The organism is Actinoallomurus liliacearum (genome assembly GCF_039542035.1).
In the GTDB taxonomy this organism is placed as follows: Bacteria; Actinomycetota; Actinomycetes; order Streptosporangiales; family Streptosporangiaceae; genus Actinoallomurus; species Actinoallomurus liliacearum.
This window is the reverse complement of the sequence record NZ_BAABHJ010000039.1, coordinates 100,318-125,673: the sequence shown is the minus strand read 5'-3', so window position 1 is coordinate 125,673 and position 25,356 is coordinate 100,318. Positions and strand designations below refer to the sequence as shown.

Genomic DNA, 25,356 nt, shown 5'->3' with positions numbered 1-25,356 from the left:
GGGTCATGGTGTGTGCTCCGTGGTGAAGACCTCGCGTGCGCCGCGGGCTGTCGCTGCGACGGCCAGGTGGACCCCGGGCAAGAGTGAAGGCGCGCGTCCGCGGACGGTCACGGTGATCACGGTGGTACCTGCCACCGCAGCTCGGGGGGCCAGCAGGACCGGTTCTTGCCGGGCGAAGGCGATGGCGGCGGTTCTGCCGCCGACCAGGGCGCCGTGGTGAGCGCGGGCGAGGCGCAGCCCGTCCTCGGCGGCGGCGAGGGCGACCTGGTGGGCGGCGGCGACCATGACGGCCTGCGCCAGGGCAAGGAACAACAGCGCGATCGCGGGAAAGACGATCGCGATGGAGACCGAGGCCGAGCCCTCATCGCTCCGAGCGCCCGGCCGTTCCGGTGGTGTCGAGTGCATGACAGTGGTCAGGGAATCTTGGCGATCCAGGCGTGGACCCTGCCGGACACCGCGGCGTAAATCCCGGCGGCCAGGACCGCGAATCCGGCCACGATGATGATCGTCTCGACCACGTTCGCGCCCCGATCCTTCCCCTCGGCGCTGCGGGCGCGGAGCGTCTCGCGGATACGGGTGGCCTGATCGGCCAGCCCGCTCACCAGGAGCACACTCGCCTGGAGCAGTCGATGTCGCATCAGTGTCCTTCCGTTGGTGGGTGGCTCCCGGTCATCCGGGGCCGATCAGCCGGGCGAAGAACGGGAAGCCGACCAGGACGACGAACCCGAGCATCAGCAGGGAGGTCGGCACCCACATCGCGGTGGTCCGGGCGTTGGCTTCGGCGCGGGTCGCGGCAGCGGCCTCGTGCCGCATCGCGGTGATCTTGGCGGCCAGGACGTCGTGCATCTTGGCGCCCTCGGCCCCGGCGATCTGCGCGCTGTAGGCCAGATCCACCAGATCGGCCACACCGATCTGCTCGCCGAGGTCGGACAGGGACCGCCAGGGTTGCTGCTGGCCCCGCCGCGCGGACTCCAACGCGGCGGCGATCCGCCGGAACGGCCAGGCTTCAGCGGCGCTCACCGGTCCCTCGAGTGCGGCGTTCAGGGCAGCGCCTGCGGCGCGCTCCAGCAGCACCAGTTGCAGGTAACAGGTGAAGGCGTAGCGGAACTCGCTGCGGCGGTGACGCGCCTCGGTGCGCACCCAGACATCGGGAAGGAACGACAACCCGGCCGCCAGCAGCACCACCGCGATGACCGGCAGCGCCCACGGCAGCGAAGCCCCCACCGCTGCCAGGGCGCCGAGCAGGAGCGATGGGATGATGATGCCGGCGAGGAGCAGGGCGAGTTTGTCCAGCATGAACCGCTCGGCGGTCCGGTCCAGCAACGCCAGATCCGTGCGCGGGACCACGAGCATTCCGGCCGGACGGGCCAAATGAACGGCGAGCCAGGCCCCGACCCGCTCCCCGAGCTCAGGCGGGGTCGCCGGTTCGGCGGGGCTGAGACCGGTGGCCTGGATCCGGGCCAGCGCCACATCTAGGCGGGGCGGCGCGGGCCGCAGTTCCCGGGCGATCAGCAGTACGCCCACCACGGTGAGCACGGCGGCTACGACAGCGAGCGCGATCACGGCGCACCACCGGTTCCTCGGCGGTGCGATCCATCGTCGCCGGTGATGCCGTCGTCGATGAGCCTGGTGCCGGTGGTGATGGCGGCCAGGCGGCGCATCCATCCCAGCCCGCACGCGTACAAGGCGGCGACCGCCGCCAGGACCAGTTGACCCAGCGGCGTGCCGTAGGGGGCGGCCAGGGTGCCGGACGCGGCGAACAACGCGGTCAGCGTCCCGACCGAGATGATGATGACCAGCAGCGTGGTCCGCAGCGAAGCGCGTTCAGCCTCGACCTCCCAGCGCACGCGGACCTCTTGGGCGACCGCATCTGCCAGCGCGGTCAGGGCGTGGCGGGTTCCGGGCCCACGGCGCCGTGCCGCCAGGATCAACGCGGTGGCGATCAGGTCCCCGACCGGGTCGGCCAACTCGGCGGCGAAGGCGCGCAGGGCCTGTTCGGTGCCGGCCCGGTTGTTCAACCGCTCGGCCAGCAACGCGACCGGCTCACGGATCGGGGCGGGCGCCACGCGCAGGCTGTCGGTGAGGGTCTGTTCCAGACCGCGGCTGGCGCCCATCACCTCGGCCAGCCGCCGCGCCCACGCCTCCAGCGCCTCCAACCGGTCGATCCGCTGCCGGGCCGGACGGCCGGACAGCATCCGCGGCAGCACGTACGCCCCGGCGGCGACCGCCACAGCGGCCACCGGCCACCCAAGCAGCAGCAACACGACCAGCCCGGACCCGAGGGCCGCGAGCAGCCGGTTCCGGCGGGTCCGCTCCCCCGCCGAACGCAGGAGTTCGCGCCAGCGGGCCGGTGGCCGCCCCGCCGCCGTCTCGGTCAGGGGGACGCCGGTGAGGCCGCGGGCGGTCAGCAGGATGCCGCCGCTAGCGCACAGTCCGGCCAGCCCGGCGAGCAACCCCATCATCGGGACCACCCGCCCTCGTCACCGAGCCCAGCCCGGTCACCGTTCGCCTCGCACGTGAGCAGGCTTGGGTCCAGGCCGTAGGCGGCGAGTTCGTCGAGCAGGCTTGTGCTGATGTGCCCGCCTGTCGGGGTGGCGCGGCCGTCCGGGCCGGGGACGAAGATGCGGTTGCGGGCCGGTTCGGGTCCGTCAGCGGGTGGACCGGCCTCCATCACCTCCGCGACGAACCGGGCATTGGTGTGCGGGTCGCGTTGCAGGTAGACGATCAAGGGTTCGGCCAGCCCGAACATCAGGTGCAGGTCTTCGGGGCTGAAGCCGAGCCCGGACCGGCGCCCCAGCTGGATGACCCGGTTGAACACGTGCTGGGGACGGTGGACGTGGAGCGTGCACATGGAGCCGCGCGCCCCGGAGTACATCACCTCCAGCATCGGCGCCAGCTCCCCTTGGCGGGCCTCACCGACGATGACGCGGTCGGGGTTGAGGCGCAGGCTGGCCGGGACCAGGTCCTGCAGGGTGACCTCACCGGCGCCTTCGGAGTTGGCATGGCGGGCCTCGAGCGCGACCACGTCATGGTGACGGTGCGCCAGCCGCCGATCGTCCAAGAACAGCTCGTAATCGGACTCGAGCGTGATGATGCGCTCGTCCGGGTCGATCTCGTTCGCGAGGGCACGGATGAGGGTGGTCTTGCCGGTGTTGACCTCCCCGGCCACGATGATGTTCCGCCGGGCCCGCACCGCCGCCCGCAAAAACTCCTCCACGGCCCGGGTGAGGGTGCCGAGTTCGGTCAGCCGATCGAGGGTGACGTCGACCAGGCGGTGGATCCGCAACGCCAGGTGCGGGCGGCGCGAGACCCAGTGCACCACCGCCAGCCGGACTCCGTCTGAAAGGGCGACGTCCAACAGCGGGGTGGCGTGGGAGAACTCCCGGGTGGAGTTCCCGCGCCTGGCCAGCAGCTGGACCCACTCGACGAGCTCTTCGTCGCTGGCCGCGACCGGCGGCCCAGGCGCTTTGGCGCCGTTGGTGTAGGTGACCCAGGTCTGGTCACAGCCGTTGACGACGATGTTCTCCACATCGGTGCGTTCCAAGAACGGCTGCAAAACTCCGAGGCCGTAGCGGCGGTCGAAGACCAACCGGGCCAGATACTGCTGAGCCTGCGCCGACGGCATCGCCTGGCCGGCCGTGGTCTGCTCGTGCGCCCAGTCCTGCACCGCACGCACGATCACCTGCCGCGCCTGAACGCGATCGAGGTCGTCGCTGAGCACGTCGACCAGCTGCTCGCTGATCCGCCGCGCCGCCGCCCACCACGCCCCGGCGTCCGAAACGGCCGCTTGAGTGTCGGTGGAGCCGCTGGCCGGGCCGCTGGATGCCAGGTCGGCGGTGGGCCGGATGGTGGCTGGGGACCAGCCGTAGCGCGTCACCTCGCCTCCCTAGAGGGGACCGCTCGGGCGGGAAGGGTCTCGGGGTGGAACGCCCTTTCTTCCACCAGCTTGCGCATCTGGTGACCGAGGTTGCCCGCCGTGCGCAGCAACAGGCACGTACGGAACGCCATGCGGGGACGGGCGCCGTCGGACAACACGTTTGCATCCGCCGGTGCGTGCGGCAGTTCGGCCAGCATCGGGAGCCCGAACAACTCGCGGCTCACCGCGGCTGCGGAATAGCGGCCGGACTCGATCAGGCACAACGCCACCGGCACCCGCCAGTTCAACGCGCCGAGCAGGGCGTCCAGGCGGGGCTGGGCGGCGTCGACCTGCGAAAGCGTTCCGCGTAGCACCATCACCACCAGATCCGCGCCCGCCAAGAGCCCCATCGGGGTGTCCGGGCTACCGACCCGGCCGACGTCGGCGATGACATCGACCTCGGCTTTGATGAACAGGCCGGCCAGCGGCTGCCACAACCGGGCCAGCTGTGCGGCGTGCCGAGGGTCGCGGATACCGTGCAGCAGCCATGCCCTCCCCTGCTCGGCCAGCGGAATGGTGTAGTCCTCCACCCGCACGTCCTCGCCGCCAAGTGCCGTCGCCAGGCCGAGCAGCCCGGGGCCGGGCGGCCCGTCGAGCCGCTCAGCGAGGTATCCAGGCAGGATCCGGCGGCCAGCCGGGTCACACTCGGCCAGCACGACCTCGCGCGGCCAGCCCAGCGCCAACGCCAACGCGGTCGTCGTCACCCCCGGCGACCCACCCGCAGAGCACACGCAATACAGCGCCATCACGAACCCACTTGGCTCGTCACCACCAACGCGACCCGCCCCGCCGCGGCAAGACGCGCGACCGCGCTCGCATCGCCATCGGCGACCAGCAGCGACACCGTCACCGCCCCATCGGCATCCGGGCCACCGACCGCATCGACGACCCCCGCGACGTCCTTGCCCGCCGCCGGGCCGCTCTGAGCAGACGGACTAGGGGTGTCGTCTTGGCCTCCGGAGGTAGCCACGATCCGGACCTGCGAACCCGGCTCAAGCCCGCGGGGCGGCAACTGACTCGGCTTGAGCGCCACCGCGACCAGCGCCTGCCCCGGACCAGGCGTCAGCTGCACCGTCACCTGGCTGGCCGTCAGCAACGTTCCCGCCCGCAACCCCACCGCCGCGCGCCGACCGACCACCTCCCCCAGCTGAGCGCCCGGGATCGCCCGCACTCCCGGCCCGAGCGCCACCACCGCGGTGTCCAGGTCCGCGCGAGTGAGCGGCTGGCCGACCGCGACGTCCCGCGCTACCCGCACCACTGAGGTCCGCTCACTCGCGGCCTCGAACAGGTACACGTTCGCCAGCACGCCCAGCGCTAGGATCGCCACCCCCGCCGCGATCCACGCCGGGCGCCGCTGCCGCGCCAGCCGCACCGGACCACGGGCCGGACTGTTCGCCGCTAGTGCCTGCGCGCGGACCTGGGAGCTCTGCCGTCGCCCGCTTGTGCCAGACGTCATCTCCCCGCCCCTCCCCCGTACAGGCCCTGAGCCTCGGCCACCTTGAGGCCGAACGTCGTCGACCGACTTATGTCCGGCAACGCTCCGCCAGCCCCGCCCGAGCCGACCCAGCTGCCGCCCCACACCACCGTCACCTTCACCCGATACACCGCGCCCGGCTCCGCAGCCGAGGACCGGCGATAGGTGAAGGAACAATCCGTGTGCTGACCCGACGCCGGCTTGACCGGGTCGTACACCGTCCCCGGTCCCGGACATGTCACCGTGGGCAGGCCCGGGCCTGGCTCGATGACCATCTGCTTAGGCGTCGCGGTGACCTCCGCCCACACCGCCCCCGCCGATGCCTTCTGCGACAACGACCGCCACTGACCACGCGGCACCCACACCCACTCCGGCAGACCAACCAGCCCCTCAGAGCCGTGTGGGGGTGCCGTACGCACAGCGGGGATCGGGAGGTTGAGGCCCTTCCACGCTGACTGAGCCAGCTCTTGCGGCGTGACGGCAGAAGCGGGCTCGTTCCCACACACCATGGGTCTTCCAGCGATGGGACTGAGCGCGCCTACGACGCGGCTGGCCGCTGCGGCCTCGGCGCAATACGGCGGAAGGTTGTGCTTGGGATCGGCTGCTGATCGCCGGATGGTGGCTTGCATAGGCAGGCTGGTACCGACTTTGCCGCGTGTCGTCGCGAAGGGATTGTAGGAATGAGGTCCGGCAATCACGCCGCGATCATTCCGTCCCGGCGGCGGATCGGCGGAAGCAGGCACGGAAAGGGCGATGATAGACATACCTGTTACGCCGACGATAGCCGCTATACGTGGCACGCGGCTTTGAACTGCCTGAGCTCTGAGATTCGCCATCGACCATCACCTCCTGGTGCCAGCTTCGCAGTTAGGTTTCGGTGTACCGTGCCGCGCGTTTCTGATATCAATTGGTGGGTTTTTGTGCTGGCCAGCCCGGCGTTCGACGCATCTTGGCAGTCGTGAACTATTGCTGCTCCTTGTTGCATGTCGACTTGGGTGATATGAACAATTACGTGACCCCACGGCTCAAGATGCTGCGCCTGCTCATCGACCGTCTGTCGGATTATGGAATCCAGATACCATCCCGTCGCAAATCCCTCCAATATGGGCCGGATTCGTTCTGGCGGTGCCGTGAGGGCCACGTCGGAGGCCGGAAAGAAACTCGTATACGCGGTGACGGCCGCATCCCGTGGCGTGGCAGCCGAGGGGGAAGCCGACGAGTAGGCCCTTACGGTCGAAGGACCGGATCTCAGGGACGCGGACGGGAAGGCGACCTTTGAGCGGTTGTGGCCACAGCCCGCTATAGAGATCAAGGCCAGGGCGATATATAGCACTCCCTGAAGGGGGCGGGATATCGAGGCGGCCCGACGGCAGCTCGGAAACGCCAACCAGATGGGGGTTATCGCTGCCGACCGCGTACGGGGGCGACGCTCACCCCGCCGGCGAGTACCCGGCATGCACAGCATCGATCCACCTCCTCGCCCCGAGTGACCGCTCTCCACGTCGATCCGAGTGCAGTCCGTGAGAATCTTGCGACCGACCGTAAACATGCCTGATCACCGTTCCATCACCGAGGAAGCCGAACTCCATCACAGTAAGTAGCAATCAGTAACTCATTGTGGCCGAACCTGGCCACGCTTAAGGGCTCAGGCTCGCTGTAGCGTGGTCGGCTCCGAAGTGGCGGGGGCGAGGACAATCGGGGATGGAATATCGCGTTCTTGGACGTTTCGAACTGGCCGAAAAGGGGCTGATGCGTGCCGTCACGCGTCGGCTGGCGCGTGGCGTGCTATTCGCGTTGGTGCTGTACCGCAATCAGTCTGTGCCGCCAGACCGTTTGATCGATCTGTTGTGGGGACCGGCGGAGGATGATGACCGGCTGCACTCGCTGCGTACCCGTATGTGGGACCTTCGCCGAGTTCTGACGGCAGACCGGCTGGTCACCGATGACGTCGGCTACCGACTGCGCATCGACCCCGACCGCGATGAGGTCGACGTGGACCGATTCCGGGATTTGCACCGTCAAGGGCGCGCGGCGCTGAGCGCGGGTAATCCGGACGTCGCGGTGCGGCTGCTGGATGAGGCGATGGCTCAGTGGACCACCGATCAGCTTGCTGATCTGCTTCCGGCTACCCCGACGATGGCCGCGTTGGTCACTGGGCTGATCGAGGAACGGCGAGATGCCCGCAACGCGCTGGTGAGCGCTCGGCTGGCGTTGGGCTGGCATCGCGAACTGCTGCCTGAGCTGCGAACGCTGGTCGCCGCTGAGCCGGGCAACGAACAGGTGTGGGCCGATCTGATGCTCGCGCTCTACCGATGTGGTCTCCAGGCGGATGCGTTGAATGCCTTTAGCAACGCCGAAGCCGCCATGGCCGCGCACGTCGGCGTCGAGCCCGGGCCGGCGTTGCGTACCTTGCGGCGCCGAATCCAATGCAACGACCCGGAGTTGCGGCCCCCGGTGGTGACGGACCCGCAGGCCGGTCATCAGATGAGGCGGACCGTGCCGCGTCAGCTGCCGGCGGACCTGGCGGACTTCACCGGCCGGGAGGGTGAGGCTGCGGAGCTGATCGCGATGCTGTCGCCGGCCTCGTCGGCGACAGCGCCCCGGGTGGTCGAGGTCAGTGGACCGCCGGGAGTCGGTAAGACCGTGCTGGCGGTACGGGTCGCGCACGCCGTTGTTCATGACTACCCCGACGGCCAGCTCTACTTGCGGCTGGCGGGAGCATCACCCGCCCCGCGCAAAGCGCCCGAGCTCTTGGGCGAGGTCCTGCACGCCCTGGGAGTGTCCGCCTCGGACATCCCGCGTACGCTCGCTCAGCGCGCCGCCCTGTTGCGAACCACGCTGGCGGACCAGCGTCTGCTGATCGTGCTCGATGACGCCGCCTGTCCGGAGCAAGTCCAGCCGTTGCTACCCGGGGCCGCCGGATGCGCCGTCGTCATCACCAGCCGCACCCGGCTGGCCGGCATCGCCACCGGCCGTTCGATCGGCCTCGGCCCCCTCGACCATCGTGACGCGATGCAGTTGCTGAGTCGCCTGGCCGGTCCCGAACGGGTGAATGCTGACCCCGAAGCCGCCGACGCCGTCATCGAGGCGTGTGGCAGGTTCCCCCTCGCGGTCCGGATCGCCGCCGAGCGTCTGGCCAGGCGTCCGTCCTGGCCCATCGCCTACCTCGCCCGCCGCTTGGCCGATGAGCAGACCCGGCTCGATGAGCTGGTGGCCGGGAACCTGGCCGTACGCGCCAGCATCGCTCTCAGCTACCAGACCCTTGAGCCTGCGGCCCAGCGGGCGTTCCGGTTGCTCGCGCTGGCCGGGACCGGTGAGTTCTCCGCTTGGGTCGGCGACGTCATCCTCGGCGATCCCAGCGGGGCCCTGATCGATGCTCTCGTCGACCACTCGTTGCTGACCACCGTCTGTATCGATCCGCTCGGCCAGCCCCGCTATCGCTTCCACGACCTGGTACGCGAATACGCGACCGAACTCCTTGGCGCCGATCCTGACGCCGACGTGGCGCGCGAGCGCTTGATGGGGGCGTGGCTGGAACTGGCCGACATCGCCGATGCCCTCATTCCGCGTGGTCTTCACGCGCCCCCACGGACCCGCCCTCCGCTCGCGGCTCGCGTCGTCCAGCCGAGCCTCGCGCAGCGGGTCGCCGACGCCGCGGAAAGCTGGTTCGCGGCCGAACGCCGGAACCTGCTGGCCGCCGTCGAGGCGGCCTGCGGCCTTCCCTGCGGATATCGGCTGGCCCGGGAGCTGGCGCTGCGCCTGGCCGCGTTCTTGCAGCTCCACGGCTACCACGACGACGCCGAACACATGTGGACCGCGATCGCGCAGGCCGCCGATTCCGCCGAGGACACGGTGTTCGCCGCCCGGGCGTGGTTGCGGGCCGCCATCGTCTTGGCCGGCGACCGGGCCGACCCGATCCCCGCGCTGCCGTTGGTCGCACGATGCATCACCGCTCTGGAACGTGCGGGGGATCAGCAGCGGCTTGCTCGCGCCTATGGGCTGCGCGCCTACTGCACCATCGCCACGGGCGACTTGCCCGCCTCCAGAGCCGACGCCGAACGCGGCCTAGCCCTGGCGCGCGAGATCGGCGACCCGAACGCGGAGTTCTTGTGTCTGCGGATCCTGGGCGGAACGCTGATCCGGCTCGGCCGGCACGCTGAGGGGATCACTCGCTGCGAGGAAGCACTCGAACTCGCCCACCGCCAGGGCAACACCCTTTACGTCTGCGTGGCCCTGCACTCGCTCGCCAAGTCCCGCCTGCATGCCGGCCAGCCCGATGCCGCCCTTGACCTATGCCGGCAAGGATTCGATCTCAGCATCGAGGGTCGCGAACGACTTCGCGCCTACTTCCATCGGCAAGCCGGGCTGGCCTACCAGCACCTCCACCGTCATGACGCTGCGATCGAGGCCCTCACGATCGCCGCGGAACTTTTCAGCGCCCGGCACGATGACTACCAGCACGCCTGCTGCCTGCGCGCACGCGCCAAAAGCCACCAGGCAACCGGCAACGGCGACCAGGGGACCCGCGATCTGGAGAAGGCCGTTGTCCTGTTCCACACCCTCGGCCGCAGAGATTTGGAAAACCAAGCATGGGAAGAACTCGCCCGATACCAGTCCCTGCGCTAAACCCGTTACGCGATTAGTCACGCGCCCCACTCGGGTCGCGGTCATATACGGGGTGACTTGCGTCCCATTTAGAGTGGATTAACCATAGATACCGAAGGCCCGCGCCTGCGCCGCATGCGGTGCTTGGGTCGCCCGCTGGGAGGGCCCGGCCGAGCGCTCGAGGCTGGCAGATCTCGCTCCCGGTCGCGCAGACCTTCCCGCTCGCCGAAGTCGCCGAGGTCCACCGGGTGAGCGAGCAGGGCCATGTCCGGGGGAAGCTCGTGCTGCTGCTCGGCTGAGACAGTGCCGGCGAGGTCGACGGGCGCCGACTGCGAACAGCCGCTTGTGCCGCAGGTATGCCAGCGCGTCTACCGCTGGTATGCCGGCTTGCCCGCCGCCCAGGCCAGTAGAGCCTGTGCATGCTAACACTGCAGGTCAAACGCGAGCTGTCTATGCCGATGCCTCACCCGACTCATATAAGGACTCCCCCTGTATCGAATGATGGCCACCACGAGCCACAGCTCCTGGCCACGCTGCGGCCGACTTCACCCGCCAGCAACGAACACCCTCAGCGAATCCACTCACTAATTTATCCACGCGTATGGCCGGCAACTCTATTCAGTGGCCGTTAGCACCTCGGCCAGCGAGTCCGTCGAACGACACCGGCGACAACCTAAAGAAGAGTCTTCGAAGTGAACACACATTGGCGTTAGCGACCCGTCCGGGCGGGGTATTAATGATTCAGCGAACCAAAACGAACCGAATCCCACGGGGGACGCGATGACCGTCACGGCGGATCAATTCGACGGCGAATTCATGCATGTAGATGCCGCCGACGTCCGGCAACACGACATCATTTTGGGCGGTGCCCGTCCGGTCATAGCCCCGCCGGTCCCCACCACCGGCGGCGGTATCACCGTGACCACCACGAACGGCCCGGAAACGTTCACCGCCACCGCGCCCGTGCATGTATTCCGGCCCGCCCCCGGAACGATCGGCGAAGAGTGCCCCGAATGCTATTCCGCGCCCGGCGAACCATGCGCCCCGCATTGTCTGAGCTACGCCACGCTCGATGACGCGGCCGGTACCGACATCGCGTGACCCCGTTTCGGCGCGTCACACCGCCCGGGTGTGGCGCACCGACACCGTCATCAATCATCACATAGGGCTATCCGGACACGAACTAAAGGGGGGTGCGACTTTTACATGGCAGACATCGAAATCGGCACGGCCGTGCGTCACCGGACTTGGACAGGAACCACGGGAACGGTGGTCGGTATAGACGGGCCATGGTTGTCCGTCGCATGGCACAACAGCTGCGTGATCGACGAACTGAAAGCTGATGACGTGGACGTATGGGCCGACGCCCCGGCCGAATTGCGGGAATGGCGCGGCGGGCTGGGACGGCTCGGGGGGATCACCGAACCGTACCGCGTCGTTCCGGTAACCGGCGGCCTCTGATACCGCCAACCGCACCGGCACGGGGAAGCCAGACCGTGGATACGGCCCCAACGGATGACACGCCCATAGCGACGGTGCGCCGCTCCCGGGAACACCGGAGCGGCGCACCGTGCGTAGGCGTTCGTCCCGTCACCCCCGCCGCTAGCACGGATGACCGGACCGGTGTCGCATTTCGCCGGAATGACGTGGCCGGGGGAAGAACCGTTCGAGAATTAGCGCGCCGACGATGGTCACCGCGCCACCCCGGGCGGACATGAACGCGCCTCCGATACCACTGGAGGGATAGGCAATGCCCCGGCCCCGGTGGCGAACCGGTCCCGCGCTGGGGCGGCGAACTGATCCTGCGGCGGGGCCGCAACCCCGGGCGGCAGCGGTCGGCCGGTATGACATGTCACCCAATCGGACGCAGGCACACCGAGCCGCACCCGCCGCGCACATGCGAGCCCGGGAGGGAGGAAATGCGTCGCCATGGCACGTCGCCGGTCACCCTCACCCCCGGCCGGGCGGCCGGGGCGACTGGCACGCTGGGCCGCCTACACGGCAGGTGCCGTCTGAACGTCAGCGGCGCATGGGCGTAATTGATCAGTTCATGGGCGGCGCGGTCGGCACGGTGGGCGTCGCATCGCGGGCGCTACCCGGGCGAGCGTAGCGGTGGGCCCGGTTCGGCCGGACAGATGTGCCCGGTCCCTTTCCCTGTGCCGCCGACGTTCTTCACCTCCCCTTCGTGGATAGTTCGCGTTTTCAGTGTGGGCGCTAGATCTATTGGACCTCGCCATTGCGTGAAGTCAAGTCGCCGGATCGGGTCTACACCGACTGGACCCGATACCACCCAGGTAAGGAACTCCAGCCGTTAGAGACTGGTCGCCGGCACGGACAGAAAAGGTGAGGCCATTCAGTCTCCGGCGACATCTCATCCGGCTTGACTACGGCGCATTTGTCGAGGTAGGCGGCGTGATCACCGGCCTGATGGAGGTGAGGTGGTCCAGCCGTTCCGGTAACCGAGAAACCCGTGTTTCCCTATTGCGCGGACACCGGGTGTCGAGAAATGGTCGAGCTCCACGCGACAGGAAACGGCACCAAATGAATGGTGCCGACACCACCTGAGAGGGGCCCATCAAATGACCGCCATCGACACCCGCACCAACGCCACCGAAAACACCGCCGCCAATGACGCCGTAAACGGCTCTCAGACGGCCGGTACGGCGACCGGGGCCACCGCCCTGGCCGTTGGTCCGGTCGAATTGGCCGGGGCCGTGTGGGACGCGCTGAACGCCAACCCCGGCGCGTCGGCCGCGACCATCGCCACGGCGGCGGGGGTGTCCCAGACCGCCGCCCGACGTGCCCTGAACGAGTTGGAGGCCGCCGGGCACGCCACCCGCACGCCGGGCGGACACCACGACGGCAAGCGCGTCCCGGACGCATGGAACGCCACCCCGGCGGCTGACACCACCGGTAGCCCCGACACGGGATCCGAGGCGACCACGGATAGCACCGACGTGCCGGAGGTGACCGTCGCCGCGTCCGATGACGACACCGCCCCGGCCCCGTCCGCCGAGGTGCGCCCGGTAGACGAGGCCACCGGTGACGCGCCCACCACCGACGCCGACGCCGACGGCGTGCCGGGCGGTGAGGAGGAAACGGCCACGGATCCGGCGGACGCCCCCACCCCGGTCACCGGTACCCCGCCTACCGAGGAGGGCGCTCCCGCGCAGGTCAACGACGACGGGGATGAGGGGATGGACTCGGCGGCGGTCAGCGATGCGCGCGAGGCCCTGACCGCGCTGGGCGAGGCGGTCACCGGTGCGTTGTCGGCCCTGCAGGCGGGTGACCGGGAGGCGGTGCTGGCGGCGGCCGAGACGTTCTACGCCGGTTCGGGTAAGGCCCGCCGTCGGGTTCGGGCCGCCGCGCACCGGCGGCGGCGCGGCGCGTCGGGGGCGGCGCATGCCGCGCCGGGGCAGCTGCGGGAGAAGGTCGCCGGGCATCTGGCGGCGCACCCGGGCAAGGAGTTCACGCCGCACGAGATCAGCAAGGTGATCGGGCATTCGGCCGGGGCCATCGCCAACGCCCTGGACCGGTTGGCCGCGCTCGGTCAGGCCATCGAGACCTGTGAGCGGCCCCGCCGGTTCGCCGCCACACAAGACACTCCCGCGTCCGCCGCCGCCACGCCCGCCACCGGTGCGGCTACCGCCTGAATCCGCTTTGGGCGGGCGGCGGCCCGCGTTGGGGCCGGTCCGCCCGCCCCGCCCGGTCCCCCCGGAACCGACACGACGCGTCGAGGGAGATCACGATGAGCAGCACCACACCCACGTCACCAGCGGGCACCGGAACCACGGCCACACCACCGGGCACGACATCGGCCACCTCAGCCATGGAATTCGCGGTGCGGCGTACGCCGACCGGCAGGTTGGGACAAGGCGAGTTGCGCCGTCAGGTCGCCGCGCACCTACTGGCCAACCCCGCCAAGGAATACACGCCCGGGCAGATCGCCACGGCGGTCGGTGCGCGATCGGCCGGTGCGGTCGCCAACGCGCTCGAGGCGCTCGTGGCCGGTGGTCACGCGCAGTTGACCACGGCCAAACCGCGCCGGTTCCGCGCCACCGCCACCACCGCCGAGGCCACCAAAAGCGGGCCGGTCCCGGCCCGCCCACACCCCGCCCCGCACACGCCGGGCACGCCATCCTCCCGCCCGGCGGCCTCCGGCACGGGCACGCCGGGCGGGACGGCAGCGGACGCCTCGGCGGTGGAGGCGGGCGGGGGTGTGCGGCGGCCGAACGGGCAGACCTACCACCCGCGCGCTTTGGCCGATCTGCCGGACGTGACCGCGTTGCGCAAACTCCGCACGGCGGGGGTCCCGGCCCTGTTGTACGGGCCGCCCGGCACCGGCAAGACCTCCCTGGTCGAGGCGGCCTTCCCCGACCTGATCACGGTGGCCGGGGACGGGGACACGGCGGTGGCTGATTTCGTCGGCGAGTACACCCAGACCAGCGCGGGTGCGTATGAGTTCGTCTACGGGCCGCTGGTGACCGCGATGACCGAGGGCCGGTGCCTGTTCATCGACGACGCCACGCTCATCTCCCCCAAGGTGCTGGCGGTGGTGTATCCGGCGATGGACGGCCGCCGCCAGATCACCGTCAAAGCCCATACCGGCGAGGCCATCACCGCCGCCGACGGCTTCTACGTGATCGCCGGGCACAACCCCGGCGTCCATGGCGCGGTCCTCACCGAGGCCCTCGCCTCCCGGTTCGCCGCTCAGATCAAGGTGTCGACCGACTATGACCTGGCCCGCACCCTGAAGATCGATCAGCGCGTGGTCCGGGTGGCCCGTGGTCTTTCCATGCAGGTCGAGGCCGGGCTGATCGGGTGGGCCCCGCAACTACGCGAACTGATCGCCTACCAAAAGATCACACGCGTCCTAGGCACCGATGCGGCGGTGGCGAACCTGATCGGTATCGCCCCCGAAGAAGACCGTGACGAGGTGGCCAAGGTCATCGCCGCCGTCTACGGCCGCACCATCAAACCCCTCGCCCTGGGCCGCCAACTGTGACCCGCCACCGGTGACCCACCGCCACCGCCCGTCATCCACGCGAAAGAGGACCCGTCATGTTCGCGCACCTGATCACCACCCGGCCCGAACCCGCCACTCCGAGCGGGGCGTGGCTGAAACTGTCCGCCGCGTTCACGGACCAAACCGATCACCTGACCGGACGCGAGGACCTGATCGTCACTTGCGCGCCCGGGGCCGGGCGCGGTGCGCCGGGCTGTTTCATTCCCGCCCTGGGCACCATCGAGCTGGATGGCACTCACCTCGGCCTCAACCCGGCCACCTGCGACCCGCGCCGCCCCTCGGACCGGGAACGCTACCCCGCGCTGTGGGGGGTGTTCGTCCACGAGACCGCCCACGCCCGCCACTCGATCTGGACCACCACCCTCGACGAGGCGCTCACTGCCCACGCCGAGGCGGCGACGGTGCTGGAGGAGTCCCGGATCGAAGCCGCACAAGTACGGCGGCGACCCGCTGACCGGCAGTGGCTACGCGCCTCCGCCCGCCAACTCGTCCTCGCCGATTTCACCACCCCGCCCGGCCCCAGCACGTCCACCGCCCCCGCGCCCGCCGTCCCTGGCACGCCAGGAACGCCGGGCACCGTCACCACGGGCCCGGCCGCCCACGGCCCGGAATCGACAGAGATTCCCCAGGTGGCGATGACGCCGTGGCAGGCCGGGCGCGCCGCTGCCCTGCTGCTCGCCCGCGCCGACGCCGAGGTCCTCGACACGGACGAGGTCACCGCGCTGAAGGCGACCATCACCGAGGTGATCGGGGCCAGCCGGTTGAGTGCGCTGGCCGCCCTGTGGCACCTCGCCCACGCCACCGCCGACGATGACGCCGCCACGATGCTGGAGCTGGGCCGCCGCTGGTGCACCATCCTCGGCACCGATCCCGACGCACCTCCGCCTTCACCCGAAGACGAGCGAGAAGAAGAGGATGGGGAGTCGAGCCGGCCGTCACCTCTGGCCGCTGCGATCACCGCCACCCTCGTCGCCATCGCCGCCGCCGACGCCCCGCCCGCCCCACCCCCCGGCCCCAACAGGTCCAAGCAACGCTGGGAGGACAAGGCCGCTCGGGAACGCGCGGAACGCGCCGCACAGGCGGTATTCGGCGAACCCGGTGGCCACGGGCACGGCGGCGGTGGTGACACCGCGATCACCGGCACCCGCCAGCCCACCACCGCCGAGCAAGGGGCCGCGCGCCAGCTCGCCCGCCATTTGAAGGCCGCCGCCCACCGCGAACGCGTCACCGTCACCACCACCTCGGCCACCCCGCCCGGACGGCTGCGCATGCGCGGGGCGCTGGCCGCCGACGCCCAGCGCGCTGCCGGAGCCACCCCCACCGCCGAACCCTTCACCCGCACCACGCGCCGTCACGTCCCCGCCCCGCCGCTACGGGTCGGCATCGCCTGTGACGTGTCCGGATCCATGTACGCCTTCGCCGCACCGGTCGCCTCGGCCGCATGGATCCTGGCCCGCGCCACCGCCCATATCCCCGACGCCCGCTCGGCCACCGTCATCTTCGGCGACCACGTCCGCCCCCTCACCCACCCCGGACACGCCCCACGCCAGGTGAGCGAGTTCTCCGCCTGCGACGGGACCGAACGGTTCTGCAAGGCCATCGACGCCCTCGACGCTGCCCTGGACCTGATGCGCCCCGGTGCCGCCCGCCTGCTGGTCATCGTCTCCGACGGGCTGTTCAAAGGCGAGGAACTACCCGACGGCCAACAGCGCATCACCCGCCTGACCCGCGCCGGATGCGCCGTGCTGTGGCTGACCCCCGACAAGGTGAACCATCCGATGGACGGAGCCCACGTGATCACCCTGACCGATCCCGCCGAGACCGCCGCCACCATCGGCCGCGCTGCCGCCCGCGCGCTGGCCACCACCTGACCCACACCCGCCGGGGCGGCGGTGCGCCAGCACGCCGCCCCCACATGGGTCACGGCATCACCGCCACCGGCAACCGCCCGGCCCGGACGGTGGGCCGCGAACACACAGGAGCCACCGATGAACGAGTTCGCTGAATACGTGTTCCACCTCCGCGACGAAGCACTGGAAGCCGCCGGGAACAAACGTGGCCGCCTGATCCGCCTCCTCGAGGAGGCCGACGATGACCTCGCCGCAGCCGTCGCCGACGTCGCCGTCCACCAGTCCTACGCCAGCTGGTGGATGAGCGTGACCGACCACATCGAACACGGCGGCCTTGACCCCGTCACCGCCCTGGCCCGGGTACGCGAGGCCGCCTATCGCGCCGCGCTGCAAGCCCCTGGCCCGGGCGCCTCGGCGTACCAGCACGCCCAAGCTGTCGCCCGAACCGACGCCGCCCGCCTGTTCTACAACGACACCACCGCGATCGGCCCGGCCACCGTCACCGGCTCGGCCCCCACCACGCCCGCCGGGTGACCACCACCCGCCCGGCGCGCGCAACCCCCGGTGCGGCACCCGTCCGCTACCCGGATGCCGTACCGGCGGCACCGGGGATCTCCGGATCGACTTGTGTCGGCGCATCGAGACACGCCACGCTCCCGCCCCCGCCCGGTCTCCGGTGCGGGCCCAGCACCATCCACCACCAAGGAGAGAAGCAATGCAGCCTTTCGCCCAGCATCTGTTCACCTTGCGCGACAACGCCAAAGACGCCGCCGACGAGGCATGCAACCGCCTCATCGGTCAACTGCGCATCGCCGCACCCGACCTCGGCCCGGCCATCGCCGAGGTCGCGCACCTGCAGGCCTACGCCCGCTGGTGGACCACCCTCACCAACCACATCGAACACGCCCACACCGACGCCATCACCGCGCTGGTCCGCACCCGCCAGGCCGCACACCGTCTCCTACTCGAAAACGTCATCCCGCGCAGCGAGTGCCCCTTCACCGACGCCCAGGCCATCGCCAACCTCGAGGCGGCCCGGCACTTCTACCACGACACCCAAGCCCTGGAAATCGTCCCGCTCCCCCCGGCCGGACCCACCACACCCGCCACCGGGCCTGCCGCCCCGCCGCCTGCCACTGGACCGGCCGCCCCGCCTACCCGCGCCTACCCCACGATCAACCCTCGGAGGTCAATGTGACCACCGCACCGGACCTGATCTGGCTTTTCCTCGGCGAGCCCGCACGCGCCGAACAGATAGCAAACCACCACCGCGCCTTGACCGATGCAATCGAACGCCTCGCCTCGGCCCGCGGCCTGGAAGCCGGCCAGGCGGTCATCGAACACCTCACCTCCGAAGTCGTCACCACCTCCACCAGATTCGCGGCGGCGACCGGACCACTGATCACCCATCTGCTCGTCATCACCGCCGCGCTAAGAGACGCCGCCCACTACCGGCGTCTGAACGGCGGATGCTGCGCGCAGGACCCCGGCCACCTCGGAACCGACGTCCCATGTGGCTTTCACGCTGTTCAGCAGAACCTGGCGGACGTCTACACCACCGCCCTGCACGCCATCGCCGGGTGAAACCGCACCGGTCACAAACCGGGGATGGGCCGGGCACCAGCACATGAGGGGGCTGCTGGAGCCCGGCCCGCCACCCCGAGTCTTGGTCACCAGCAACTCGGCGGACGTCCACTCGGTCCACGCGACACCGCGACAAAAAGCAGGCCGACCGCTCGCGCTGGCCTACGCCATAACGGTTCATGCCGGAACAGATAAACGCCTGTGGTGCACCCGGCCGCTGCCGCAAGAAGGGATACACACCGATGAGCCGAACCATCCGTATCGACGATGAAGTCATGGCCTGGCTCCAACGGCACGCCCGCCCCGGCGATAACCCCAACCAGATCGTTCGGCGGGTCCTGGGCATGGACGAGACCCCGTCCAGGCCGTATGCCGCCCGCGCGTTGCAGGCGGCCCTGCGGGCGAACCCCGGCGTAACCGTCGCCGAACTTGCCCACGCGGCAGGGGTCGGCTACTCCACCGCAGCCCAAGCCCTTGCCGCGCTCGCCGACAAGGGGGTAGCCACCCGTACAGCCAGCAACCGAACTGGGGGCGATGGCCCCGGCAGAACCGGTTACCGATGGTGGACCGCCGAGTATGACCACACTTCTCAGCCACGCCGGGATTGACCTTCACCGATCTAACACGCCATCTCCAGCTCCAGGCCGATGTGACCACCGCCCAGGGCAGCGCCGTCTCGCTCCTCGGCAACGCCGGTCCCGCCGCACCAGACCACGACCGGAGCACTCCTAACTCCTCGTCTACGGCAGGCTCGCCGGCCGAAGGGCCGACCACACTCGCCCGCACGTAGGTGCTACCGCCCCGGTTGGTGGCATAGCAGCCACGCTCGCCGAACTGGTCTCGGCCGATTCGCTGCTTGCCCCCTGAGGTGCTGTTTCGTGCGCTCCGGGGGCTGCCGATCGGGACATGTGGCCGGGCCTTGACGTCCGTTGGGGAGTCGAGCCTGGATCGACGCGATCGTCACTACGCCGCCGGGTCCGCCGGGGGGCCGGTTGGCGATCGGTGTCCATGCCGCTACGTGGAAGGAGATGTGCCATGGCGCTGGTATCACGTCCGCTGGCCGGGCCCGGGCTGCCCGGGACCGCACTGGAATTGGTGCGGGCCGCCGGATGGACCGTCACGTCGGACGGCAAGGCGAACGCCTACGCGTTCCCGCCGGACCGCCGGGTCGTCCTGGCGTTCTTGCCCGAGCACAACCATTTCGCCCCCGAGGCGCCGCTGTGGGTCATCCGCGCCTACGGTGACCTGCACGACATCGAGTGGGAGGCCACCTTCACCGACGACACCCCGGCCGAGTTCATCGCCGCGTTCCTGGCCGACCTGATCAAACCCGAACCTCTCGAACGCGAGCACGACGAGGATTCGTCCCCGATCGTGCTCGAAGACGTCTAGGGATATCAGCGGCCAGGCGCAACGTTCCAGACGATCCCGGCCCATCCCGGCGCGCTGGGACGTTGCGCCTGACCCAACGAGGGCGGCCACGGCCTCGCCGTAGCTGTCGCCGACATCATGAAACAAACGAACACCCGTAAACCTGGTGGACCACCGTCACCGACCGCATCGAACCCAGCGGCCTCCCTCCACCGCCCTGACCTGGACGCCCAACTTCTCGCCCGCCGGTTCCGCGCCGCGCCGCTGCCACGCGGTGCGGTCGCCATCGCCGCTCCCCGCCCATCACATCCGGTGCGGTCCGGTGGCGTGCCGCCCCGCCAGCGGACGCCTGGCCGACTGGTGTCGGCGGATCGAGGTACGTCACGATCCGGGTCTACGCCGACACCAGACCACGGGGCCTGGCCGCGGGGAGCAAGGAGCGCATTCGGTGATCCGCATGATCAGCATCGAGATCGATGAGGACCTCGTCGGCTACTTGCAACAGCAGGCCAAACCCCGGGAGGACACCGCTCAGACTCTACGACGACTCCTTGGAATCGACATCCGAGTGCCGCGCGCTCTGCCGCCGGGATGGGTACCCCCGGTGGACGGTCAAGATTCCCGGCGGGCCGCGATCCTGGCTGTCCTGCGAGCCCACCCCGGCGCGACCACTCTGGAGCTGATACGCGGCGCCGGTGTCGCGTACGCGACTGGCACCAAGATCCTGCGAAGCTTGCAACAGGAGGGCGTCGCGATCCGGTGGAAGGACCCGTGGTCATCGGGTCCAGGCGTCCTTTGGCGATGGCGCTTGACCGGCGGCGATAACGAGTCCGATCCTGATGGCGGCACCACGGCAACCACTAGGCCGAACAGCTCTGACTAACTGCGACAAGCCGTTGGTTCTCGGCCTCGCATCAGGTGACGGCCGCCGACTCTCACCGGTCGTGTAGCTTCTCGTTCTTCTTGTCCCAAGGAGTGCCGTTTACCAGGGCATTCTTCGGTGCCTCAGCGATCTGTCCACGGGATTCTTCTCGTCGATCTGTCCTTTCCTCGGATAGTGGCCGGGGTTGGGGGCCGGAGGGTCTTGTGCTTTGCGGCATCTCAGGATGGACGGCTTCCTTCTCACGCTGGACCCGTATCTTCACCGCTCTCGGCTCTGCGCCGCCGTCATCGACCGCTTGGCATTCGGGCTGATCATCAAGATCGGCACCGACTCCCGTCTTACCCACGCCAAGGCACAGCGGCGACCGCCACCACGACGGCCGCGCGGCACCGGCCAAGACCGCGGGGTGGAGCGGTTCGCCGAGGCCTGTCGGCGTGCTCGCGTAGTCGTGGTCGTTCAGGCGTGACCGGTGATGACCTTTTGGAGCGCGTCCAGGAGGTGTTGGAGAGAGTCTGGTGCGCCGAGAATCTGGGCGACCACCGGGGTGAGGAGGATGACGTTGTTCAGCGCGAGCCGGCGTCGGACGCGTGTGCTAACCGGCCACGTCGGCATCTTCTCGATGGCTTGGTACCGGCGGGTGAGGCGGGCGAGTCGGTCTTCGAGGTGCTTGAGTTGGGTCTCCTTCGGTTCGGAGCGAAGCTGCCGCTGAACCTCCAGCGCCTGGTGGCCGATCTCGTCCGCCTCGGCGAGGAGCCGTCGCTTTTCTTCCTTCATGACGATATGGAAGGACCATAGCGGCAAGAGGAAGGCGAGTAGTTCGCAGACGAGTACGATTGCTAGGAGGGCCACATAGGCGTCTCGCCAACCCTCGTACCGTTCACCGTAAAAGGGGATGGCGACCCACCAGGCTCCCAGGAAAACCGCTGGAACGGCGAGCAGCATGGCCTGGAAGAAGTAAAAGTCTCCGACCGGGCGCAGGCCGGTAGCGCCGTCGAGGTGTTCGGGGTCGACGGTGACGGTGAACCGCGACCGCGTCAACCGCCTGCCGAGGAGGCCATAGCCAACCGTACGGCCGAAGCACAGCCCGACCGGCACCGCCGCGACCACCTCCGCCGTCATGGTGCCCAGGTAACGACCGACCAGCCCGCGCGCCGCGATCCAGGCGACCGCGATGACAGGCACTGTGACAGCACCGCCGACAAGCGCCGCCCACCGGCTCGACCGATGCAGGTTCCGCTCAAAGGCTTGGAGGTCCTCGGGACCGGACAGCACCTTTCCGGTCCCGAGCCGGTCCAATGTCTCATGCATCTTGTCCGGCAGCGCCAGCGAGGGGCGAAGCGCCATCAAAAAGGCGAGAATGCCGGTGACGAAAAGCCAGTCCCATCGCCGGACATCGCCGCCCCAAAGACTCAGTTCATTCAACCCTAAGAGGACGAGCAGACCCCCGGAGAACCAGCCGAAGCGCCGGTAAAGCAAGCCTTCCCCCGGCCACAACGCCAGGCGCCGGACCCATGACCCCGCAGACGCGACCGACTCCACGACGGAAATCATCCTCCACCGACCGAGGAACCGGAAGGACTCTTGGGCTGCAGAACCGGAGCCTTTCCGCGCCGGGCCCTCCCTGGGCCCCGGTTCGCGCGTGCATCGATCGCCGTCCCCTTGCGGTGATCGCGACGACCGCCGGATCGAAATCGGCCAGCAACAACCAGGCAAGCTCCGGCCGGCTCTCATAGGCGACCAGCCGTTCCACCGTGAACGACCAGTACCAGCCCGATTAGTGACGGCGCCCCTGGTGCCAGCGGAACTCTCGCACCGGCAGGCCACCAGCCACCTCCGCCACGAACACCCGATCCAGCATGGTGTCCGCGAAGTCGCCACCGCCAGCGCGGTATCGCACCCGAACCCGCTGCGCCCGCTGTTCAAGACAGGAAGCCACCCCGGCGATCATGACCTCAAGGGACATACCAGCCCAAGACGGCACGCCGACGGCGTCTCACCGAGATGGCCAAAAAGACAAGTCATGGACAACTTATTTGAGAATTGGCCATGCCTTTTGAGAACCTACAGGTCGCGTGCGGCGGGACGGGTGAATCCGACGACTCCTCCGGGGTAGGTCTTATACGACTGCAGTCTCACGCGGGCGCCGGTGTGAGGGGCGACGATCATCATGCCAGTGGCGGGCTTGTAGACGATGCCGACGTGGCCAGGGCCGGTGTGGCCGGGTTTGTAGTCGAAGAAGACCAGGTCGCCTGGCTGCTCGGTTCCTGCGGGTATCTGCTTGCCGAACCAATACTGGTCATCGGACAGGCGGGGGATGGTGATGTGGGCGGCGCGGTAGGCCATCATCGCCAGCCCCGAGCAGTCGAACCCGTCCGGGCCGGTGCCACCGTAGACGTACGGTTTGCCGATCTGGGCGCGGGCGTAGGCGATGACGGTCCCGAGCACGCCGCCGGGCGCGCCGGTGAACGCGTCCACGTCCCCGGGACACGTGTGGGGGTCCGAGCCCGGATCGGTGATGGCGGGGCTGTCGGCGGTGGCGTAGCGGGCCGCTTGGGCCATGACGTGGCGGACGTAGGCCGGGTCGGGGTTGTAGGCGAACACCGCCCGGGCCAGGCGGGCGGGTGCGCCGTGAGCAAGCAAGAACCGGGCGGCACCAGGGATGGCATCGGCGGGATGGTGCACGTCGGCCCAGCCGTCTCCGTCGCCGTCGACGGCGACGCCGCCGGCGCGCTGGCTGGCCAGGTGGCGGGGTGTACCGCCCCAGTTATTACCGGCCCGGCCGCCGATGCCGATCTGCATGGGCCCGGCCGCTCCCGCCGAGTTCGCGCCCCAGTGGACACCGCGGCTGTGGTCGCGACCGTGGTCGGACTCGGTCTTGCCGATGGCAGCGAGCAGAGTCCACGGGATCCCGTAGCGCTGCCCTGCAGCCCGGTAGAGGGCCAGGTACTGCGCCGGGATGTCGCCTTGGGCGGCGGATGCGACGCCGGGTTGTGGGGCGGTTTGTTGCTCGCAGGCGGTGAGCGTGCCGGCGTGATGGCTGAGTAAGGGCGCGCCGAGAAGCACGGGTAGGCCCAGTAGCGCCGCAACGACCAGCAGGAGGGTGGCCTGCGCCGACCCGGTGTCCTTAGCCTCACACCTGGGCGATGCGGCGGTCATGGGATGCCGCCTGAGTCGCCGGCCTGCCCGATGGCGGCGAGTTCGATGTCATACACCTTCCAGCCACCACCGGTGGTGGGGACGAGGGTGATGGCGTAGCGGACGGTGTCCTGCCGGGCGGCGTATGCAGTCGTGATGTGCTCGGTCGCAGTGACCACGAAGGTGACCGAGGCGGGCCCCAGTTCACGGATCGTTTCGGCTCGGACCTCGCCGACGCAGACCTCCTGGATGCGCTGCCGCTCCACTACGACAGCCGGGTCGTTCGCGGTGCGTTCGATGACGACGTGCAGCGAGGGACTCATCATCGATGCGAGCCGCTGGAGGTACTCGGCGGTCGGTTCGCTGTAGCGGTGGGTGCTGTAGGCGGCGGTGAACGTCTGCGCGAGCTGCGCGCTGCGGGCGAGTTGTTCTGGTGGAAACGGCAGCAGTCGACCAGCGTCGGCCGCCGTACGGATCGGCCGCGATACCGGCGCGCCCGCAGCCGGTGCGCGCGAGGGCCGTGCGGGGTGGGCGGGTCGTGCGGTGCGGCGGGTGGACCAGGTCAGGCAGACCAGCACGAGTACGAGTGCGGCGGCGCCGGCCAGGAGAAGTCCGCGGTTCATCGCTCGCCCCCGGCGGAATGGAGGTCGATGAGCCGCCGCCGGGATTGCGCGCCGATGGGCCGCCAGGTGGCACCGGCCGGTCCCCCGGCGGCGTCGAGCACCTCGAGGGTTGTGGTGGCGATCAGGGGCCTGTGGGTGGTGATGCGGTCGTGCAGGTGCTGTTCGCGGGCGGGGTTGGGCAGGACGAACAGGACCGGTGTGTCGCTGATACCGGTCGTCTCGGCCAGCGTGGCGTAGTCGCTGATCTTGGTGTCGAGGCGGTGTAGCGGTTCGGTTCCGGTGTCGTACTCGATGAAGAAGTCCGCTTCCCGGTGGTGTTCGCGCCAGCGGCCGTATCCGTCGGGCCGGGCGTATCGCCCCCACACCTTCTGGCAGCGTCGTTCGGACCACCAGATCACCAGTTCGGTGCCGGAATGGGTGCGGGCGTGGGCGGCCAGGGCGGTGAACAGGCCATTGGCACCGACCAGGTGGGTGAGCTTGTCCGAGTGGGCAATCGCCAGGGCCCGGTCGAGGCGGTAGCCGAGCTGGGCGACGGTCTTGTCCCGGCGCTGCGCCAGGATCGCGGCACCGGCGGGGCCCAGGACGTAGTGCATGGGCGAGGACCCGACCTCCATCGCCGGGCGGAACCGTTCCAGTGCGCGCAGTCGCCACAGCTTGAGGAGGCGGTGGGTGGTGGTGCTGATGGACGGGAACGCGAGCTGCTGGATCTGGCGGGTGGTCAGCACGCGGTGTTCGTGCAGGATCTCCAGCAGCCACCGGTCTCTTGGCCGTAGCCGATTCGCCAGGGCCGCGACCAGGTCCGGGCTCATCGGCGGCCGGGCCGGGATGCGTGCGGTGCCGGAACCGACGTAGGTCGGGGCACGTTTGGCAGCGGGCGTGGGCATGAGGA

At 69.5% G+C, this 25,356-nt stretch carries 25 protein-coding genes and 1 pseudogene; 14 read left to right on the top strand and 12 right to left on the bottom strand.

Annotated features, from left to right (window positions below; translation table 11 throughout):
- Positions 1 to 3 precede the first annotated feature (3 nt).
- The 8 genes from ABD978_RS38050 to ABD978_RS38015 form a co-directional block, all read right to left on the bottom strand.
- A complete protein-coding gene (locus ABD978_RS38050) occupies positions 4 to 405 on the bottom strand; it encodes a hypothetical protein (protein WP_345365492.1) in 402 nt (133 codons plus the stop codon).
- A gap of 8 nt (positions 406 to 413) precedes the next feature.
- Positions 414 to 638 (bottom strand): hypothetical protein, encoded by a 225-nt coding sequence (locus ABD978_RS38045; protein WP_345365490.1) that lies wholly within the window; start codon positions 636 to 638, stop codon positions 414 to 416.
- Between the two features lie 31 nt (positions 639 to 669).
- A complete protein-coding gene (locus ABD978_RS38040; RefSeq protein ID WP_345365487.1) occupies positions 670 to 1,563 on the bottom strand; it encodes a hypothetical protein in 894 nt (297 codons plus the stop codon).
- Positions 1,560 to 2,462 (bottom strand): type II secretion system F family protein, encoded by a 903-nt coding sequence (locus ABD978_RS38035; RefSeq protein ID WP_345365709.1) that lies wholly within the window; start codon positions 2,460 to 2,462, stop codon positions 1,560 to 1,562. Before ABD978_RS38035 ends, ABD978_RS38040 begins: the two co-directional genes overlap by 4 nt.
- Positions 2,459 to 3,877, bottom strand: a complete 1,419-nt coding sequence (locus ABD978_RS38030) for a TadA family conjugal transfer-associated ATPase (protein WP_345365485.1) — start codon at positions 3,875 to 3,877, stop codon at positions 2,459 to 2,461. Before ABD978_RS38030 ends, ABD978_RS38035 begins: the two co-directional genes overlap by 4 nt.
- Entirely contained in the window at positions 3,874 to 4,620 is a 747-nt protein-coding gene (locus tag ABD978_RS38025; RefSeq protein ID WP_345365483.1) for a hypothetical protein, read from the bottom strand. Before ABD978_RS38025 ends, ABD978_RS38030 begins: the two co-directional genes overlap by 4 nt.
- Positions 4,621 to 4,661: 41 nt before the next feature.
- Positions 4,662 to 5,288, bottom strand: coding sequence for an SAF domain-containing protein (locus ABD978_RS38020; RefSeq protein WP_345365481.1), 627 nt, complete (start codon positions 5,286 to 5,288; stop codon positions 4,662 to 4,664).
- Positions 5,289 to 5,368: 80 nt separating this feature from the next.
- Positions 5,369 to 6,154, bottom strand: coding sequence for a hypothetical protein (locus ABD978_RS38015; protein ID WP_345365479.1), 786 nt, complete (start codon positions 6,152 to 6,154; stop codon positions 5,369 to 5,371).
- A 937-nt stretch (positions 6,155 to 7,091) separates the two neighbouring features.
- Between ABD978_RS38015 and ABD978_RS38010 the strand changes: the two genes are divergently transcribed.
- The 14 genes and pseudogenes from ABD978_RS38010 to ABD978_RS37945 all read left to right on the top strand — a co-directional run bounded on the left by ABD978_RS38010 (position 7,092) and on the right by ABD978_RS37945 (position 21,175).
- Complete coding sequence (locus ABD978_RS38010) at positions 7,092 to 10,016, top strand: AfsR/SARP family transcriptional regulator (protein WP_345365477.1); 2,925 nt, start codon at positions 7,092 to 7,094, stop codon at positions 10,014 to 10,016.
- A gap of 147 nt (positions 10,017 to 10,163) precedes the next feature.
- Positions 10,164 to 10,294 (top strand): annotated as a pseudogene (locus ABD978_RS38005) (zinc-binding dehydrogenase); the annotation flags it as partial.
- Between the two features lie 481 nt (positions 10,295 to 10,775).
- A complete protein-coding gene (locus ABD978_RS38000; protein ID WP_345365475.1) occupies positions 10,776 to 11,096 on the top strand; it encodes a hypothetical protein in 321 nt (106 codons plus the stop codon).
- Between the two features lie 219 nt (positions 11,097 to 11,315).
- On the top strand, positions 11,316 to 11,456 hold the full coding sequence (locus tag ABD978_RS37995) for a hypothetical protein (protein WP_345365474.1): 141 nt from the start codon (positions 11,316 to 11,318) through the stop codon (positions 11,454 to 11,456).
- A 1,118-nt stretch (positions 11,457 to 12,574) separates the two neighbouring features.
- Complete coding sequence (locus tag ABD978_RS37990) at positions 12,575 to 13,648, top strand: MarR family transcriptional regulator (RefSeq protein WP_345365472.1); 1,074 nt, start codon at positions 12,575 to 12,577, stop codon at positions 13,646 to 13,648.
- Positions 13,649 to 13,743: 95 nt separating this feature from the next.
- Positions 13,744 to 15,000, top strand: a complete 1,257-nt coding sequence (locus ABD978_RS37985; protein ID WP_345365471.1) for an AAA family ATPase — start codon at positions 13,744 to 13,746, stop codon at positions 14,998 to 15,000.
- A 56-nt stretch (positions 15,001 to 15,056) separates the two neighbouring features.
- The gene (locus tag ABD978_RS37980) at positions 15,057 to 16,892 is read left to right on the top strand and encodes a VWA domain-containing protein (RefSeq protein ID WP_345365469.1); all 1,836 of its coding nucleotides are present in this window, start codon (positions 15,057 to 15,059) and stop codon (positions 16,890 to 16,892) included.
- A gap of 117 nt (positions 16,893 to 17,009) precedes the next feature.
- Positions 17,010 to 17,405 (top strand): hypothetical protein, encoded by a 396-nt coding sequence (locus ABD978_RS37975; protein ID WP_345365467.1) that lies wholly within the window; start codon positions 17,010 to 17,012, stop codon positions 17,403 to 17,405.
- Positions 17,406 to 17,586: 181 nt separating this feature from the next.
- Positions 17,587 to 18,069, top strand: coding sequence for a hypothetical protein (locus tag ABD978_RS37970; RefSeq protein ID WP_345365465.1), 483 nt, complete (start codon positions 17,587 to 17,589; stop codon positions 18,067 to 18,069).
- Positions 18,066 to 18,455: a hypothetical protein gene (locus tag ABD978_RS37965; protein WP_345365463.1), complete on the top strand. Its 390-nt coding sequence runs from the start codon at positions 18,066 to 18,068 to the stop codon at positions 18,453 to 18,455. Before ABD978_RS37970 ends, ABD978_RS37965 begins: the two co-directional genes overlap by 4 nt.
- 242 nt (positions 18,456 to 18,697) lie before the next feature.
- On the top strand, positions 18,698 to 19,063 hold the full coding sequence (locus ABD978_RS37960; RefSeq protein ID WP_345365461.1) for a hypothetical protein: 366 nt from the start codon (positions 18,698 to 18,700) through the stop codon (positions 19,061 to 19,063).
- Positions 19,064 to 19,490: 427 nt separating this feature from the next.
- Positions 19,491 to 19,847 carry an SPDY domain-containing protein gene (locus ABD978_RS37955; protein WP_345365459.1) on the top strand — a complete coding sequence of 119 codons (357 nt, stop codon included), beginning with the start codon at positions 19,491 to 19,493 and terminating at the stop codon, positions 19,845 to 19,847.
- Positions 19,848 to 20,274: 427 nt separating this feature from the next.
- A complete protein-coding gene (locus ABD978_RS37950) occupies positions 20,275 to 20,709 on the top strand; it encodes a hypothetical protein (RefSeq protein ID WP_345365457.1) in 435 nt (144 codons plus the stop codon).
- Positions 20,710 to 20,932: 223 nt separating this feature from the next.
- Complete coding sequence (locus tag ABD978_RS37945) at positions 20,933 to 21,175, top strand: hypothetical protein (RefSeq protein ID WP_345365455.1); 243 nt, start codon at positions 20,933 to 20,935, stop codon at positions 21,173 to 21,175.
- Here ABD978_RS37945 and ABD978_RS37940 read toward each other — a convergent pair.
- From ABD978_RS37940 to ABD978_RS37925, 4 genes are all read right to left on the bottom strand, one after another.
- On the bottom strand, positions 21,166 to 22,248 hold the full coding sequence (locus ABD978_RS37940; protein ID WP_345365453.1) for a hypothetical protein: 1,083 nt from the start codon (positions 22,246 to 22,248) through the stop codon (positions 21,166 to 21,168). The two genes, ABD978_RS37945 and ABD978_RS37940, sit on opposite strands and share 10 nt — an antisense overlap.
- Positions 22,249 to 22,770: 522 nt before the next feature.
- Positions 22,771 to 23,865: an NlpC/P60 family protein gene (locus tag ABD978_RS37935; protein WP_345365451.1), complete on the bottom strand. Its 1,095-nt coding sequence runs from the start codon at positions 23,863 to 23,865 to the stop codon at positions 22,771 to 22,773.
- Positions 23,862 to 24,467 carry a hypothetical protein gene (locus ABD978_RS37930; RefSeq protein WP_345365449.1) on the bottom strand — a complete coding sequence of 202 codons (606 nt, stop codon included), beginning with the start codon at positions 24,465 to 24,467 and terminating at the stop codon, positions 23,862 to 23,864. Before ABD978_RS37930 ends, ABD978_RS37935 begins: the two co-directional genes overlap by 4 nt.
- Positions 24,464 to 25,351 carry a replication-relaxation family protein gene (locus ABD978_RS37925; RefSeq protein WP_345365447.1) on the bottom strand — a complete coding sequence of 296 codons (888 nt, stop codon included), beginning with the start codon at positions 25,349 to 25,351 and terminating at the stop codon, positions 24,464 to 24,466. The genes ABD978_RS37930 and ABD978_RS37925 overlap by 4 nt, the downstream gene beginning before the upstream one ends.
- Positions 25,352 to 25,356: the final 5 nt, after the last annotated feature.

Excerpts from the sequence above, each read along its gene's own strand:
- ABD978_RS38000 (WP_345365475.1), top strand. The coding sequence starts at position 10,776 with ATGACCGTCACGGCGGATCAATTCGACGGCGAATTCATGCATGTAGAT.
- ABD978_RS37935 (WP_345365451.1), bottom strand. The coding sequence starts at position 23,865 with ATGACCGCCGCATCGCCCAGGTGTGAGGCTAAGGACACCGGGTCGGCG.
- ABD978_RS37945 (WP_345365455.1), top strand. The coding sequence starts at position 20,933 with ATGGACGGCTTCCTTCTCACGCTGGACCCGTATCTTCACCGCTCTCGG.
- ABD978_RS37990 (WP_345365472.1), top strand. The coding sequence starts at position 12,575 with ATGACCGCCATCGACACCCGCACCAACGCCACCGAAAACACCGCCGCC.
- ABD978_RS38035 (WP_345365709.1), bottom strand. The coding sequence starts at position 2,462 with ATGATGGGGTTGCTCGCCGGGCTGGCCGGACTGTGCGCTAGCGGCGGC.
- ABD978_RS37970 (WP_345365465.1), top strand. The coding sequence starts at position 17,587 with ATGCAGCCTTTCGCCCAGCATCTGTTCACCTTGCGCGACAACGCCAAA.
- ABD978_RS37955 (WP_345365459.1), top strand. The coding sequence starts at position 19,491 with ATGGCGCTGGTATCACGTCCGCTGGCCGGGCCCGGGCTGCCCGGGACC.
- ABD978_RS37980 (WP_345365469.1), top strand. The coding sequence starts at position 15,057 with ATGTTCGCGCACCTGATCACCACCCGGCCCGAACCCGCCACTCCGAGC.
- ABD978_RS38045 (WP_345365490.1), bottom strand. The coding sequence starts at position 638 with ATGCGACATCGACTGCTCCAGGCGAGTGTGCTCCTGGTGAGCGGGCTG.
- ABD978_RS37985 (WP_345365471.1), top strand. The coding sequence starts at position 13,744 with ATGAGCAGCACCACACCCACGTCACCAGCGGGCACCGGAACCACGGCC.
- ABD978_RS38015 (WP_345365479.1), bottom strand. The coding sequence starts at position 6,154 with ATGTCTATCATCGCCCTTTCCGTGCCTGCTTCCGCCGATCCGCCGCCG.
- ABD978_RS37975 (WP_345365467.1), top strand. The coding sequence starts at position 17,010 with ATGAACGAGTTCGCTGAATACGTGTTCCACCTCCGCGACGAAGCACTG.
- ABD978_RS37960 (WP_345365461.1), top strand. The coding sequence starts at position 18,698 with ATGAGCCGAACCATCCGTATCGACGATGAAGTCATGGCCTGGCTCCAA.
- ABD978_RS38050 (WP_345365492.1), bottom strand. The coding sequence starts at position 405 with ATGCACTCGACACCACCGGAACGGCCGGGCGCTCGGAGCGATGAGGGC.
- ABD978_RS37925 (WP_345365447.1), bottom strand. The coding sequence starts at position 25,351 with ATGCCCACGCCCGCTGCCAAACGTGCCCCGACCTACGTCGGTTCCGGC.
- ABD978_RS37930 (WP_345365449.1), bottom strand. The coding sequence starts at position 24,467 with ATGAACCGCGGACTTCTCCTGGCCGGCGCCGCCGCACTCGTACTCGTG.
- ABD978_RS38010 (WP_345365477.1), top strand. The coding sequence starts at position 7,092 with ATGGAATATCGCGTTCTTGGACGTTTCGAACTGGCCGAAAAGGGGCTG.